At 57.3% G+C, this 13,910-nt stretch carries 14 protein-coding genes; 12 read left to right on the plus strand and 2 right to left on the minus strand.

Going from position 1 to position 13,910, the window contains the following annotated elements:
- Positions 1-4 precede the first annotated feature (4 nt).
- Entirely contained in the window at positions 5-484 is a 480-nt protein-coding gene (locus tag QPL95_RS00945) for a cell division inhibitor SulA (protein ID WP_303289143.1), read from the plus strand.
- Positions 485-490: 6 nt separating this feature from the next.
- On the opposite strand, the gene QPL95_RS00950 is transcribed toward QPL95_RS00945, so the two are convergent.
- Both QPL95_RS00950 and QPL95_RS00955 read right to left on the minus strand, forming a co-directional pair.
- On the minus strand, positions 491-751 hold the full coding sequence (locus QPL95_RS00950; protein ID WP_303289144.1) for a hypothetical protein: 261 nt from the start codon (positions 749-751) through the stop codon (positions 491-493).
- Between the two features lie 67 nt (positions 752-818).
- Positions 819-1,322: a DUF6586 family protein gene (locus QPL95_RS00955; RefSeq protein WP_303289145.1), complete on the minus strand. Its 504-nt coding sequence runs from the start codon at positions 1,320-1,322 to the stop codon at positions 819-821.
- A 205-nt stretch (positions 1,323-1,527) separates the two neighbouring features.
- Between QPL95_RS00955 and QPL95_RS00960 the strand changes: the two genes are divergently transcribed.
- The 11 genes from QPL95_RS00960 (at position 1,528) to fliJ (ending at position 13,869) form a co-directional block, all read left to right on the plus strand.
- A complete protein-coding gene (locus tag QPL95_RS00960) occupies positions 1,528-2,886 on the plus strand; it encodes a DUF1329 domain-containing protein (protein ID WP_303289146.1) in 1,359 nt (452 codons plus the stop codon).
- Between the two features lie 93 nt (positions 2,887-2,979).
- Entirely contained in the window at positions 2,980-3,309 is a 330-nt protein-coding gene (locus tag QPL95_RS00965) for an SOS cell division inhibitor (protein WP_303289148.1), read from the plus strand.
- Positions 3,310-3,431: 122 nt separating this feature from the next.
- On the plus strand, positions 3,432-4,880 hold the full coding sequence (locus tag QPL95_RS00970; protein WP_303289149.1) for a sigma-54 dependent transcriptional regulator: 1,449 nt from the start codon (positions 3,432-3,434) through the stop codon (positions 4,878-4,880).
- Between the two features lie 211 nt (positions 4,881-5,091).
- Positions 5,092-6,330: a PAS domain-containing sensor histidine kinase gene (locus tag QPL95_RS00975; RefSeq protein WP_303289150.1), complete on the plus strand. Its 1,239-nt coding sequence runs from the start codon at positions 5,092-5,094 to the stop codon at positions 6,328-6,330.
- Positions 6,331-6,351: 21 nt separating this feature from the next.
- Positions 6,352-7,797, plus strand: coding sequence for a sigma-54 dependent transcriptional regulator (locus QPL95_RS00980; RefSeq protein WP_303289151.1), 1,446 nt, complete (start codon positions 6,352-6,354; stop codon positions 7,795-7,797).
- Between the two features lie 240 nt (positions 7,798-8,037).
- Entirely contained in the window at positions 8,038-8,406 is a 369-nt protein-coding gene (gene fliE, locus QPL95_RS00985) for a flagellar hook-basal body complex protein FliE (protein ID WP_303289152.1), read from the plus strand.
- A 15-nt stretch (positions 8,407-8,421) separates the two neighbouring features.
- Positions 8,422-10,131 (plus strand): flagellar basal-body MS-ring/collar protein FliF, encoded by a 1,710-nt coding sequence (gene fliF, locus QPL95_RS00990; protein ID WP_303289153.1) that lies wholly within the window; start codon positions 8,422-8,424, stop codon positions 10,129-10,131.
- Positions 10,124-11,167, plus strand: a complete 1,044-nt coding sequence (gene fliG, locus QPL95_RS00995; RefSeq protein ID WP_303289154.1) for a flagellar motor switch protein FliG — start codon at positions 10,124-10,126, stop codon at positions 11,165-11,167. The genes fliF and fliG overlap by 8 nt, the downstream gene beginning before the upstream one ends.
- Positions 11,167-12,054, plus strand: a complete 888-nt coding sequence (locus QPL95_RS01000; protein WP_303289155.1) for a flagellar assembly protein FliH — start codon at positions 11,167-11,169, stop codon at positions 12,052-12,054. Before fliG ends, QPL95_RS01000 begins: the two co-directional genes overlap by 1 nt.
- On the plus strand, positions 12,035-13,426 hold the full coding sequence (gene fliI, locus QPL95_RS01005) for a flagellar protein export ATPase FliI (protein WP_303289156.1): 1,392 nt from the start codon (positions 12,035-12,037) through the stop codon (positions 13,424-13,426). The genes QPL95_RS01000 and fliI overlap by 20 nt, the downstream gene beginning before the upstream one ends.
- Positions 13,426-13,869, plus strand: a complete 444-nt coding sequence (fliJ, locus tag QPL95_RS01010; protein WP_303289157.1) for a flagellar export protein FliJ — start codon at positions 13,426-13,428, stop codon at positions 13,867-13,869. Before fliI ends, fliJ begins: the two co-directional genes overlap by 1 nt.
- The last annotated feature ends 41 nt before the right edge of the window (positions 13,870-13,910 follow it).

The following is a 13,910-nucleotide window of genomic DNA, read 5'->3' on the forward strand; positions in this document are numbered from 1 at the left end:
AGTTATGGAACAGTTGAGTTTCAATCAGAACGTAGCGTTTCAGTCGGCGGCCGTTGTGCCGGCCCAAGCCGTCGCCTCTGGATACAGACGGTCAGGCGTTCGCCGCTCATCACCTGAGGCGGCAGAGTTTCGCGGCAATGTAACCGAGATCATATTGCCGGAAGGGCAGGTTGAAAACTTCCAGATGCTGCTGCCCATGCTCACTCAGCTCAACCAGGAAAAGCGGTGGCTTGCCTGGATAGATCCACCGGCAGCTCTGGTTGGAAAATGGCAGAAAATGCACGGTATTGTTGCCAGCGAAATTCTGGTGCTGCGTTCAACGGCGGACATTCCCGCACAACAGCTTGCTGAATTGGCGCTGGGTGCGGGTACCTGTCATGCCGTTGTTCTATGGACCAACAAGTTGGCGCGGTCGGCGTTTGAATCTCTGCAAAAAGCATCGGCGCAAGGCAATAGCCATGGGGTTATTCTTCGCCAGAGATAAGTATTATCAGTGAAGTGTGTAATGGGGCCTGGAGTCGGGAAGCTCGTTTTCGTCGTCGTCCCAGTCGACATCATGGGCAATGGTGCCCGCCGCTTCGATACCTGCCGCGATCATGGCCTTGGCGACATTCATGTCGCGGTCTTCCATCATCTCCCGCGCTTCTGGCGAGAATGAAATGCGAACTAGCGGAGCTGCATCATCATCTATCCGGCGCAGTGCGTAGTCGCCGTCAGAAAGTTGAACTATCTCGAAAAACGATGGTGACATTCTTTAGACCTTTATCCTGATGCGTTCTGTTCTTGAGTCTTGCTTGCTTGGCAGGCTGTGGTGAGATTCACCATTCGCCGTGCTGGTCTTCCAGTGCGCGGGCAAATTCTGCCATTGCTTTCAGGGTTTGCTGCAAGCGTTCAGATGAGCGATCCGGCCCTTCCTCTGCAGATATAGCAATGATGTTTTCGGCCGACACGGTTTTTTTCGGGGCTGCCGGCTGCACCATGGATCTTTCCAGTTGCCCGAGGTGGTTCCACCAGCTGCGATGGTCATCACAGAGCAATTCAAGGTTTTCGATTTCCTGAACCTCGTAGGGAATCAGTGCCTTGAGCTCGGCAAGCGAGCTGGGCGTTGCATGTTTTTGCTGGTGATAACGCGCTATCATGATCAGCAGCGTACTTCTGCCACGAAGTAAAAGTTCCGTGGCTCCCTGCGTAAGTGCTTCTCTGAGTGCCGCTGGCGGCTGGCCTGAAACCTGTGCGTGTTCATCAGCGTGTTCAAGCTGTGCCAACAGTATTTTGGCCATATACAGATTTTGAGAAACCAGCGAATACCATTGTGATGCCATAAGCGACCTGCCAAAAGGAGAGCTGCGCCATTGATCAAGCCGGGCAGTGTATCATTTTTGGTCAGGCATTTCTCCCTGCTTTGCCGGGTATCTCTGTCACAAGAAACTACAAACATTCACTTGAAACAAGCGTTTGAATTTGGCAAAAAGAGCGCACTTTGGGTGAAATTCAATCACTCGCGAGACACATGTTGGAGGTTAAGGGATGCGAAACCGTCTATATGCGGCCGTTACAGCAGTAATTTTGGGCGTTTCCGGTCCGGTTTGGGCCAAAGTTTCTCCCGCGGAAGCAGAGCGGTTGAAGGGTGAGTTGACGCCGGTTGGTGCTGAGCGCGCTGGCAACGCTGCGGGTACCATCCCAGAATGGCAGGGTGGCCTGGCAACCCCTCCCGCCAACTGGCGCGAAGGAACCGTGGAAATCAATCCGTTCCCGGAAGACAAGCCGTTATTTGTGGTGACACAGGACAATCTGGAGCTTTACCGCGACAACCTGACGGATGGCCATATCAAAATGCTGACGCAGTATGGCCCTGATTTCGTTATGCCGGTGTACGAGACCCGCCGCACCGCCGCCTTCCCGGAGCACGTTTACGAAAAATTCCTGGAGAATGCGGTTACTGCGGAACTGCTGGATAACGGTAATGGCGTTCGTAACACCATTATGACCAGCCCGTTCCCGATCCCCCAGAACGGACTTGAGGTGATCTGGAATCACATCCTCCGGTACCGGGGCGAGGAAGTGTCCTTCCGCAGTGCATCAGCGACCCCCCAGCGTGACGGCTCATTCAATGCTGTTGTGAACCACTATGACTATTTCTTCGCGTACAGCAGAGATGGCGCAGACCTGGCCGACATTGATAACAAAATTTTCTATCTGAAGACGGAAACCCTGGCCCCAAGCACCCTGGCGGGAACCATCACACTGGTGCATGAAACTCTGGACCAGATTCGTTCGCCACGCCTTGCCTGGCGTTACGATGCAGGCTCTCGCCGCTTGCGCCGTTCGCCAAACATGGCCTATGAAACCGATCTGCCGAACTCGTCTTCGTTGCGTTCGGTTGATCAGAAAGACATGTACAACGGTGCACCAAACCAGTACGACTGGGAGCTCAAGGGCAAGAAAGAACTTTTGGTTCCGTACAATGCCTACAAGCTGCATGATGCAGACGTTCGCCCGGACGACATCATCCGAGCCAATCACATCAATCAGAGCCTGGCCCGTTACGAGCTGCACCGGGTTTGGGTCGTGGAGGCCAAGCGCCGGACCGGTATTGGCCACATATACGATCGTCGGGTTTTCTACATTGATGAGGACAGCTGGCAGATTCTGGCATCAGAGGAGTACAACGAGGCTGGAGAGCTCTGGCGGGTTTCCGAAGCTCATAACATCAGTCACTACAGTGTGCCGGTGTTCTGGACTACTCTGGAAATGACGTATGATCTGAAAGCACAGCGGTACTACGTTGATGGTCTGAACGACGGCTATCCGGCTTACGATTTTGCCCCTGGCTATCGCGGAAATGAATTCACCGCGTCGGCTGCCCGTCGAGCGGCCCGCCGGTAATACTTTCCTGCCTGGCCGCCACCCGTCAGGGTGGCGGCTGCATTGCGGGTTATGCCTGGGGTCTGTGTTCACTCATGTAACAGGAGACAGCCCATGGCGAATTCCGAATCCCTTCTGGCAGAACTCGATCATCTGCAAACCCTTCTGCAAGACGCCTTGAAAGCACAAGACTGGGACGCACTGGCGGAGCTCAATAACAGGGTGAAACCGGCTGTGGAGCCGCTCATGATGTTGATGGAGCATGGTGAGGTTGAGCCCTCGCTGGTGAAGGAGCGGTTGGAGTCGCTGAATCGCTTTGTAGCCGAGGCCGAGCAGAGCGCGACCCGCGCGCGAGAAGAGGCTCGCCAGTCGCTGCGCGGTGTTAGTAAGAATCGTACCGCCGCCAAAGCCTACGAAAACGTTTCCTCAGGCCGGCCCAAGTAGTGAGGTGCCACGATTGGCGCCATGATGAAGTTGACTTGGCTCTGGAAATGGCGTCATAAAATTGACTCCTGACGCCGGACAGTCTTAAATACCGCTCAAATCCCCGACAGAGATTTCTGTGCATGTCGAAAAATAACAAAGTGCTGGTGCTCAGCGAAGACGAGACCCGGCGCCGTGATCTGGTGACCATTCTTGAATTCGTCGGTGAAGAGCAGGTTCTGGCTGGTGACGAAGCACTGGCGCTTTTGGCAAGTGAAGACGCGGAACAACGGGAAAGTGCATCCGTTGCGGTGATTAACGGTGAGGATTCCGGTGCCGAGGCCGCCATTGCGGCTGTGTGTAAGTCTGTACCTGGATTACCCATTTTGTTGGTGGGTGACCTGGATACTGCGGACCTTTCGGATGAGGATGCGGCGCGGTTGATCGCCCGGATGGAATGGCCGCTGAACTATACCAAGTTTGTAGATTCGCTCTATCGGGCGCAGATCTACCGTGGTCAGTTCAGCCGTTCGCGGGAGCGTGGCCAGCAACGCGGTGTTCAGCTTTTTCGTAGCCTGGTCGGTACCAGTCGGCGAGTGCAGCAGGTTCGTCAGCTGATGGAGCAGGTTGCCGATAAAGACGTCAGTGTGCTGATTACCGGGGAGTCTGGTACGGGCAAGGAAGTGGTCGCCCGGAACCTGCATTATCACTCCTCGCGTCGCGACAAACCCTTTGTTCCCGTCAACTGTGGTGCCATTCCTGCCGAACTGCTGGAAAGCGAGCTCTTTGGTCACGAAAAAGGGGCCTTTACCGGCGCAATCACGGCTCGGGTGGGGCGCTTTGAGTTGGCAGAGGGTGGCACGCTGTTTCTCGACGAAATCGGTGATATGCCGCTGAACATGCAAGTCAAAATTCTGCGGGTGCTGCAGGAGCGCACATTTGAGCGGGTGGGAAGCAATCGCACTCAGTCTGCGGATGTGCGCATTATTGCCGCGACTCACAAGAATCTGGAAAGCATGATTGAAGGTGGCGAATTCCGGGAAGATCTCTATTACCGCCTGAACGTGTTCCCCATTGAAATGCCCGCTCTGCGCGAGCGGGTTGAGGATCTTCCTCTGCTCATCAACGAGTTGATCTCGAGGATGGAGAAAGAAAAGCGCGGCTCCCTCAGAATGAATTCCGCAGCCATTATGAGCCTCTGCCGCCATGACTGGCCCGGCAACGTGAGGGAGCTGGCGAACCTGGTTGAGCGACTCGCGATCATGCACCCCTATGGCGTGATTGGTGTGCAGGAGCTGCCCAAGAAGTTTCGATATGTGGATGATTATGATGAAAATCGTCCCGTTGAGGACAATGGCATGCCGTCAGCGATACCGGGGTTGGTCGGTCTGGATGCGCCAGCTTTGTTGCCGGTTAATGGCATCGATCTTAAAGATTACCTCTCTAACCTCGAGAAACAGTTGATTCAGCAGGCGCTGGATGAAGCTGCCGGCGTTGTTGCCAGGGCTGCTGAAAAACTCCGGATTCGCAGAACCACCTTGGTGGAGAAAGTTCGTAAGTACGGCCTTCGGGACGACTCCGACGAATCCTGATATCCCCTTCGGTGTGGCGTCAAAGGTTCGTAACCTGCGGGCGCCACACCTCGATAAAGCCGACGAAAAGCCGTCACCTCTCCCTTCCCTACAATTCTTTCCCATTGAAATATAAACAAAAATTAAAGATGGCACAGTGTTGGCATAACTGACTCCAAACGAAACATCCGAGTGGTCTGGCCTGTAAGGGGTTGGTCTCAGGGGGAAGGTTATGAATCAGGCACAATTTGTTCTGGAACCGGGGCACACCCAGGTGGGTGTGAACGCTGCTGCTGATGCGAATGACAAGGTAACGGCACTGTTTCCTCAACAAGACGACGAGGCGGTGGATTCAGCCCTGGAGCTGTTCAACAGGATGTCGCGCCAGATTACGGATTCCTATCGAACGCTTGAGTCTCGGGTTAACCAGTTGTCTGGGGAATTGTCCCACGAATCTCGCCAGCGCCAGCAGGAACTGGAAGAGAAAGAGCAACTGGCAGACCGCCTTTCGACGCTGCTCAAAGCACTTCCGGCCGGTGTCGTGGTGCTCGACAAGCGTGGCGTTGTCAGTCAGTGCAATCCTGCAGCGATGGCGCTGCTTGGTGAGCCGTTGGACGGTGAACGCTGGGTTGACGTGATCACACGCTGTTTTTCCCCGCGGAGCGACGATGGCCATGAGGTGTCTCTGAAAGACGGCCGCCGGGTCAGTATCGAAATCCGGACAATGGAAAATCAGCCTGGCCAGCTCATTCTGCTGACCGACCTTACCGAAACCCGGCAACTGCAGTCGCAGCTTGCCCACGCCCAGCGCCTGTCTGCCATGGGCAAGATGGTAGCGTCTCTGGCGCATCAGATTCGCACGCCCCTGTCTGCGGCCATTCTTTATGGCGGCCACCTGAGCCAGCCGGATCTCGATGAAGAGTTGCGTCAGCGCTGTGCCTCTCGCTTGATGTCTCGCCTGACGCACCTTGAGCAGCAGGTGCGGGACATGCTGATTTTCGCCCGGGGCGAGACCCGACTGGCAGAAGAGCTGTCTGCCGACAAGCTGGTTGCAGCGCTGGCGTCCGCCGTTGATGGCTTGAAGCTGGCGCCCGGTGCCGCAGTGGCTCTGGATAATTCCGTTGGCCGTCAATGTCGGTTGATGTGCAACCGCGATGCCTTGGTCGGTGCCTGCACGAATTTGGTGAACAACAGCCTGGAAGCCGGTGCGACAGAAGTCCGGCTGCAGGTGTCGTCTTCCGGTGGCGGGCTGGAAATCCGGGTTGTGGACAACGGCCCGGGTTTTGAGCCGGAGCAGACCGGTAAAATCATGGAAGCGTTTTACACCACGAAATCCCATGGTACGGGTTTGGGCCTGGCGGTGGTTCAGGCGGTGGTAAAGGCCCACAGGGGCGAGTTTTCGATTCAATCTGCCGGACAGGGTGGGGCAGTGGCCGTTATGCGGCTGCCCACGCTGGCTGGCCGGGTTTAAAGAGCAGGTGGAGGCATAGACATGGCAAAGGCTCAGATTCTGATAGTGGAAGATGACCAGGACCTGCGGGAAGCACTGGTAACAACCCTTGAACTGGCCCGGTTTCAGGTGTGTGAAGCGGCAAATGGTCAGGAAGCGCTCGCCAGCCTGGCTCGCAACCCGGTGGATATGGTGGTCAGTGATGTCAACATGCCTGGCCTTTCCGGTCACGAACTGTTGGCGGAGGTGCAGCGGCTTTACCCGGGTCTGCCGATGATGCTGATTACTGCGTATGGTCAGATCAGCCATGCGGTGTCTGCCATGCAGTCCGGCGCTATTGATTACCTCGTCAAGCCGTTTGAACCGCAGGTTCTGGTGGAGGCTGTCAGTAAAGTGGTTGGTGGCGTGCGCCAGAAGTCGGGCGATGAGCCTGTGGCTGAAGACCCGGTCAGCAAGCGCATGTTCCAGCTTGCGGCGAAAGTGGCGGCGAGTGATTCGACGGTGATGATTTCCGGCGAGAGCGGCACCGGTAAAGAAGTGCTGGCCCGCTACATTCATCAGCGGTCACCTCGCGCGGATCAGCCATTTGTGGCCATTAACTGTGCGGCCATCCCGGAAAACATGCTGGAAGCCATTCTGTTCGGCCACGAGAAAGGTGCTTTTACCGGAGCGGTTGCATCCTCACCAGGCAAATTCGAACAGGCCAACGGTGGCACCATCCTGCTGGATGAAATTTCAGAGATGGATCTCGGGCTGCAGTCCAAGCTGCTCCGGGTTTTGCAGGAGCGTGAAGTTGAGCGGGTCGGTGGCCGAAAGACCATCGCTCTGGATGTCCGGGTTCTCGCCACCACCAACCGTGACCTGGCGGACTATGTGCGTGACGGTAAATTCCGGGAAGATCTGTACTACCGGTTGACGGTCTTTCCGATGCGCTGGCAGCCGTTGCGCGAGCGCACGCTGGATATCATGCCGTTGGCAAAGTCGCTGCTGAAGAAGCACTGCCGGAAGATGAAACTTACCGGTATCAGTCTGGCTGAAGACGCCCGCCAGGCCCTGTTGGCCTATCGCTGGCCTGGTAATGTGCGCGAGCTGGATAATGCCCTCCAGCGGGCACTGGTGCTGCATCAGGGCAACGTTATTCACGCCGGTGATCTGTGCCTGGAGATGGGCATTACCGGTTCCTCCGAGTTCACGCAGCCAACGGCACCGTTTGCTGAGCCCGAAATCCATGAGCGCCAGCTCGAACAAGACGTGGCGCCGGAAATCCGCCCGGAAAGTCTTGAGCAGGTCACAGATGCTGCCGGTTCGCTGGGGGATGATCTGCGTCAGCAGGAGTTCCGTATCATTATCCAGACGCTGAAAAAGGAGCGTGGCCGCCGTAACCGGGCTGCCGAGCAGCTGGGCATCAGCCCCAGAACCTTGCGCTATAAGCTCGCGCAGATGCGTGATGCCGGCATTGATCTCGACGCCGAACTGGCGGCCGCTTAAATCGTTCGACCTTCTCAGACCTCTACTCCTTCGGGCACCCTTCGGGGTGCCGCTTTTTTGTCGGCCACGGCGTTCGGCCGCGCTCAGCCCGCCATATTCCTGTCAAAAGTTTGTCTGAACCCTTCTCTCCTGTTGTTAATTCCATGAAAACATTAATTAAAGTGGTTTTGGCCTGCCGTTTGCTTTAACCGTCTCAGAGAATGAATAACTGATGCCCGCCTGGGTGTTCTGGAGAGTGATATGGTTCAGCGTGCCGACATTAACAATGTTTTGTCCGAGATCCGGAATCTGCGATCCCAGATGATGCAGAATCAGCAGGTCGAACAAAATCAATCCGTGCGCGGTCGCATTGATGGCCCGCGGCAGGTCCAGGACACCCGGGAAGTCCCCAGCTTTAACGACATGCTCGGCAACGCGGTGAACAGTGTGAACGAGGTACAGAGTCACGCCAGTGAACTGCGTACCGCCTACGAAATGGGCGATCCCAACGTCGATATTACCCGCGTGATGATTGCCGCCCAGAAATCGAGTGTGTCCTTCGAAGCGCTGACCCAGGTTCGTAACCGGGTAGTCAGGGCCTACGAAGACATCATGAATATGCCGATCTGATAACGGAGCAGTAGCATGGCAAGCGTACCCGCCCAAACCGCAGCGTCTGACCTGCCCGCAACCCAGGACTCAGATGCATCCGAAAGCCGCAGCAACTTGTTGCTCGGGTTCAATCGTCTGCACTTGTTGCGCCAGATTGGCCTCATGGTGGGGCTGGCGGCCAGCGTTGCCCTCGGGGTTGCGGTGGTGCTGTGGGCTCAGGAGCCTAACTACCAGCCGGTGGTTGGCGATTTGTCGGCCTACAATCCGCAAGACGTAACCACGATTCTCGAAAGCAGCGGTATCGATTACAAAATGGACCCGCGTACCGGCGCACTGCTGGTGCCTTCGGAACAGGTGTACAACGCCCGGTTGAAGCTGGCGGCTGAAGGGGTCACAGATCGCAAAACCATAGGCTATGAGTTACTGGATCAGGATCGGGGCCTGGGCACCTCCCAGTTCATGGAAACCATCAGCTACCGTCGTGGCCTGGAAGGTGAGCTGGCGCGCACCATCGCCAGTATGCGCGGTGTCCGGAATGCCCGTGTGCATCTGGCCATTCCGGAACGTTCGGTATTCATTCGGGATGCCCGTGAACCGACCGCATCGGTGTTTTTGGAAGTGTTTGCTGGTCGACGGCCAGAGCAGGAGCAGATTCGCGCCATCGTGAACCTGGTGGCGGGCAGTATCCCCATGATGAACCGTGCTCAGGTGACGGTGGTTGACCAGAATGGCAATCTGCTGACCGGCGATGAAGCCAGGGGCGAGACTGATCGCATGAAAGATCAGTATGAATACACCAGCAGAGTGGAAGAGCGCCTGACCCGACGCGTGGCGTCCCTGATTTCCCCGATTGTTGGTGACGGCCGTTATCGTGCGGAGGTGTCTGCAGACCTGGATTTCTCCGCGGTTGAACGGGCAGAAGAACTCTATAATCCGGAACAGCAAGCGGTGCGCAGCGAGCGTGAGCTTTCTGAGCAGCGTGGTGCTGGCGGTGCCATGGCCGGTGTGCCCGGCGCACTTTCCAATCAGCCTCCCGGGCAGGCAACCGTGCCGGAAGTGGCCAACGCCGATGCCGGTGAAGATGGAGAAGCCGTTGCACCCCCGGTGAATGTCCGCAGGGAATCGACCCGAAACTATGAGATTGATCGCACTGTCAGCTATACCCGCCAGGAACTGGGTGCGGTCAAACGCGTAACCGTTGCCCTCGCGGTCGACGACATGAAAGTGGTGAATCCGGAAACGGGCGAGGTAACCTACGAGCCATGGCCTGAAGCCGAGCTTCAGCGGCTTGGAATGCTGGTGCGGGATGCCGTAGGCTACTCGGCTGCCAGGGGTGACAGCGTAACCGTCATGAATACCGCCTTTGCGCCAGAAGAAGCCGTGACCTTTGAGGAGCCCGGATTCTGGCAGCAGCCCTGGTTCTGGGATTTGATGAAACAGGTTCTGGCCGGGCTGGTCATTCTGATTCTGGTGCTGGGCCTGCTTCGCCCGACTTTGAAGAGTTTGTCTGGTGGTGGCCGCCGTGAACGAGAAGAAGGCTCGGAAGACGACGGCTACGGCGGGCTCGACAGCATTGAAGGGGGCAGTGCCCTCAGAGACGCCATGGCATCTCAGGATGAACTGCTTTTGCCCGGCGCTACAGACAGCTATGATAGGCAGTTGAATGCACTCAAAGGCCTGATTGCAGAAGACCCGGCCAGGGTTGCACAGGTTATGCGCCAGTGGGTGAACGTCGATGACTGAACAAAACCTCCAGCAGGGTGAAGCTGCTCCCAAAAAGCCGCAGAGAAAAATCTCCCGGGTAGAGCAGGCTGCGATCCTGCTGATGTCGCTGGGTGAGGCTGATGCCGCTGAAGTGCTGAAACACATGGGCCCGAAAGAGGTTCAGCGCGTGGGCGTTGCCATGGCGCAGATGCAGGACGTCAGCAAGGATGACGTAACCTATGTGCTTAATCAGTTTGTTGACGCCGTCGGCGGGCAGACCGGCTTGGGTGTGGGTAACGACGACTACATCCGTGCGATGCTGACCCAGGCGTTGGGGGACGACAAAGCCGCCAGCCTGATTGATCGCATTCTGGTGGGCGGAAACACCACCGGCCTGGACACCCTGAAATGGATGGAGCCCAGGGCGGTCGGCGATATCATCCGCTACGAGCATCCACAGATTCAGGCCATCGTTATTTCCTACCTCGACCCGGACCAGGCCGCCGAAATTCTGGCAACCCTTGATGAACGTGTGCGCCTGGATGTCATGATGCGGGTCGCCTCGCTCGAAAGCATCCAGCCCCAGGCTCTGCAAGAGCTCAACGACATTCTCGAGAAACAGTTCTCGGGTGGCTCAGCGGCCAAGACCAGTCGTATTGGCGGTGTTAAACGGGCCGCTGATATCATGAACTTTATGGACCGGGCGATCGAAGGCACCCTGATGGACTCCATCAAGGATATGGACCCGGACCTTGCCACCACCATCGAAGATCTCATGTTTGTCTTCGACAATCTCAAGGATATTGACGACCGGGGTATTCAGGCCCTGCTCAGGGAAGTGTCATCCGAGGTGTTGGTTGTAGCCCTGAAGGGCTCCGACGAAGCGGTCAAGGAAAAGATCTTCAAGAATATGTCCAAGCGGGCCGCAGAGTTGCTTCAGGATGATCTGGAAGCCAAAGGTCCGGTCAAGGTCAGCGAAGTGGAATCCGCACAGAAAGACATCATCACCGTTGCCCGTCGAATGGCGGAGGCTGGCGAAATTTCGCTCGGCGGTGCCGGTGAAGAAATGATGTGATGAAAGACTCCGATCAGGATGCCAAACCTATCCGCAAAGAACAGATGACCGCCTGGGAACGCTGGGAGCTGCCCCTGCTTGATGAACGTGGCAACCAGGTTGCGCAGGAAGAGGAGGTGAAGCCCCTTACCGCCGCAGACCTGGCTGAGATCCGTGAGGCGGCGCGGGAAGACGGCTTTCGTGAAGGGCTCGAAGCCGGGCACCAGGAAGGATTCAGCCAGGGGCGTAGCGAAGGCCATCAGGAAGGCTTTGCCGCGGCTGAAGTGGAGGGCAGGGAACAGGGGCGTCAACAGGCCACCGAAGAAACCCGCCAGGAAGTCGCCACCAAACTGGACCGGCTGGAACATTTGTTGGGCGAGTTGTTGTTGCCTATCGAACGCCACGAAGAAGAGCTGGAATCTGCACTCGTCAATCTCTCGACGGTGCTGGCCCGTGCCGTGGTCTATCGCGAGCTCAGTATCGACTCCTCCCAGATTCGTCAGGTTGTTCGCAAAGCGCTTAGGGCGCTGCCCTCGGCGGCCGATAATGTGCGTATCCATATTCATCCGGATGATCTTGAGCCGGTTCGGGAAGTGACCGAGCGCCTGGACGTTGCTCCGGTGATTGTTGAAGACGACAGCCTGATGCCCGGCGGCTGCAAAGTGGAAACACTTCACAGTCTGGTGGATTACACGGTCGAAAAGCGCTTCCAGCGTGCGGTTCAGGGCATGCTTGAAGAGCAACTCGCGGATGCCACCGGCCCCGAGAGCGAACTGGCAGACTCCAGAATGGGAGAGCTGACAGATTTTCATCGGGATGTCCTCAGTGATTCGGCCATGAGCCCTGACGCCGTGCCGTCGCCTGAGCCTGCGCAGAAGGAAGAGGGCGATGACCTCCCGACTGGCTGATCGCCTTCGACAGCTTCAGGGTGCCATCAGCCCGGAACCAGAGCCGGAGCTTTCCGGCCGCCTGACGCGGATGGTTGGTCTTACCCTTGAATGCGTGGGATGCCCGATGGTTGTCGGCGATCGCTGTGTGATTCAGGGAGAAGGAACGGGCAGCGTTGAAGCCGAGGTGGTGGGCTTCGAAGAGAACAAGGTTTACCTGATGCCACTGACCGCCATCGAGGGCCTGAAGCCGGGCGCCCGGGTTGTTCCTTTATCGTCCGCCAGTCGTGTGCCCGTCGGTCCGCAAATGCTGGGCCGCGTGGTCAATGGCGCCGGTGATCCGCTGGACGGCAAAGGGCCGCTGCAGGCGGAAGCGCGGGTCCAGTTGACAGGCGACATCATCAATCCCCTGAACCGTGCGCCTGTGCGTCAATCGATGGACGTGGGTATTCGCGCCATCAATGCGTTACTGACGGTTGGTCAGGGGCAGCGTTTGGGTCTGTTTGCGGGCAGCGGCGTGGGTAAGAGTATGCTGCTGGGCATGATGACCCGGTTTACCGATGCCGATATCACCGTGGTAGGTCTCATTGGCGAACGGGGCCGTGAGGTGAAGGAGTTTATCGAAGACATTCTGGGCGAAGAGGGCCTTGCCCGTTCGGTTGTCGTGGCATCGCCTGCGGATGACTCGCCGCTGATGCGGTTGCGTGCCGCCATGCTGACTACGAGAATTGCCGAATATTATCGGGACCAGGGCAAGCGGGTTTTGCTGCTGATGGACTCCCTGACCCGCTATGCCCAGGCACAGCGTGAAATTGCCCTGGCTGTTGGCGAACCTCCCGCGACCAAGGGTTATCCACCGTCGGTCTTTGCAAAATTGCCGCAATTGGTGGAGCGAACCGGCAATGGTCGACCGGGCGGTGGCTCGATTACCGCCTTTTACACCGTGTTGACAGAAGGCGATGACCAGCAGGACCCGATTGCCGACGCGGCCCGGGCGATTCTGGATGGTCATATCGTGCTTTCTCGCCGCTTGGCTGAAGAGGGCCATTACCCCGCCATTGATGTGGAAGCCTCCATCAGCCGGGTAATGCCGCAGGTCACAAACCCCGAACATTTCTCAAGAGCCCAGCGCTTCAAACAGGTTTACTCCCGTTACCAACAGGCCCGCGACCTGATCAGCGTGGGGGCCTATGTGAAAGGCTCAGATCCGGAAACAGACTTTGCCATCCAGCATATCGCTAACATGCGCCAGTTCCTTCAACAGGAACTGAACGAGAGTGCACCACTGAAACAGAGTATCGACCAGTTGTTGGAGGTGGTTCCTGAGCGCCGGTCGCCCGAACGCCAGAAAAACGCCGTACCCGGCCCCAACGCTGAGCGGAGAGAAGGCTGATGCTGCGTTCCCGGCGCCTTGAAGCAGTACTTACCCTGGAGGAGCGCAAGGAGCAGGCGGCGCTGGAGCTGATGGGCGAGGCCCGCAAACAGGTAGACGCGCACAAAGAACAGGTAGAAAACCTGGAGCGCTACCAGCAGGAGTACCGAAATCAGATTCGCGCAAGCCAGCAGGGCGTAGTACCTGTTGCCCGTTTGCAGGCCTGGCAGGCGTTTATTGCACAGCTTGACCAGGTGATCGCCCAGCAGCAGCGTCAGCTCCTGCAGGCCGAGCAGTTGTTTGAAGCCCGGCGACGGGAATGGCAGCAGGCCTGGGAGCGTAAACGGGGCATGGAAAAGTATATTGAATCCTGCCGGCAGCAAGAGCAGCGTGAGCAGGACTCGAAAGAGCAGAAACTGGCGGACGAAGCAGCTGGCAGGGCCTTTGCTCGAAGGCCGCGCTGAGACCGCCTTTCCCGGCCTGTCATCCCGCCCCAAACGACAGA

The organism is Marinobacter sp. SS5-14b, from assembly GCF_030541005.1.
Taxonomy (GTDB): Bacteria; Pseudomonadota; Gammaproteobacteria; order Pseudomonadales; family Oleiphilaceae; genus Marinobacter.

What these genes read in the sequence shown, in the direction of transcription:
- QPL95_RS00945 (WP_303289143.1), top strand. Translation starts at nt 5, where the DNA reads ATGGAACAGTTGAGTTTCAATCAGAACGTAGCGTTTCAGTCGGCGGCC.
- QPL95_RS00950 (WP_303289144.1), bottom strand. Translation starts at nt 751, where the DNA reads ATGTCACCATCGTTTTTCGAGATAGTTCAACTTTCTGACGGCGACTAC.
- QPL95_RS00955 (WP_303289145.1), bottom strand. Translation starts at nt 1,322, where the DNA reads ATGGCATCACAATGGTATTCGCTGGTTTCTCAAAATCTGTATATGGCC.
- QPL95_RS00960 (WP_303289146.1), top strand. Translation starts at nt 1,528, where the DNA reads ATGCGAAACCGTCTATATGCGGCCGTTACAGCAGTAATTTTGGGCGTT.
- QPL95_RS00965 (WP_303289148.1), top strand. Translation starts at nt 2,980, where the DNA reads ATGGCGAATTCCGAATCCCTTCTGGCAGAACTCGATCATCTGCAAACC.
- QPL95_RS00970 (WP_303289149.1), top strand. Translation starts at nt 3,432, where the DNA reads ATGTCGAAAAATAACAAAGTGCTGGTGCTCAGCGAAGACGAGACCCGG.
- QPL95_RS00975 (WP_303289150.1), top strand. Translation starts at nt 5,092, where the DNA reads ATGAATCAGGCACAATTTGTTCTGGAACCGGGGCACACCCAGGTGGGT.
- QPL95_RS00980 (WP_303289151.1), top strand. Translation starts at nt 6,352, where the DNA reads ATGGCAAAGGCTCAGATTCTGATAGTGGAAGATGACCAGGACCTGCGG.
- fliE (WP_303289152.1), top strand. Translation starts at nt 8,038, where the DNA reads ATGGTTCAGCGTGCCGACATTAACAATGTTTTGTCCGAGATCCGGAAT.
- fliF (WP_303289153.1), top strand. Translation starts at nt 8,422, where the DNA reads ATGGCAAGCGTACCCGCCCAAACCGCAGCGTCTGACCTGCCCGCAACC.
- fliG (WP_303289154.1), top strand. Translation starts at nt 10,124, where the DNA reads ATGACTGAACAAAACCTCCAGCAGGGTGAAGCTGCTCCCAAAAAGCCG.
- QPL95_RS01000 (WP_303289155.1), top strand. Translation starts at nt 11,167, where the DNA reads ATGAAAGACTCCGATCAGGATGCCAAACCTATCCGCAAAGAACAGATG.
- fliI (WP_303289156.1), top strand. Translation starts at nt 12,035, where the DNA reads ATGACCTCCCGACTGGCTGATCGCCTTCGACAGCTTCAGGGTGCCATC.
- fliJ (WP_303289157.1), top strand. Translation starts at nt 13,426, where the DNA reads ATGCTGCGTTCCCGGCGCCTTGAAGCAGTACTTACCCTGGAGGAGCGC.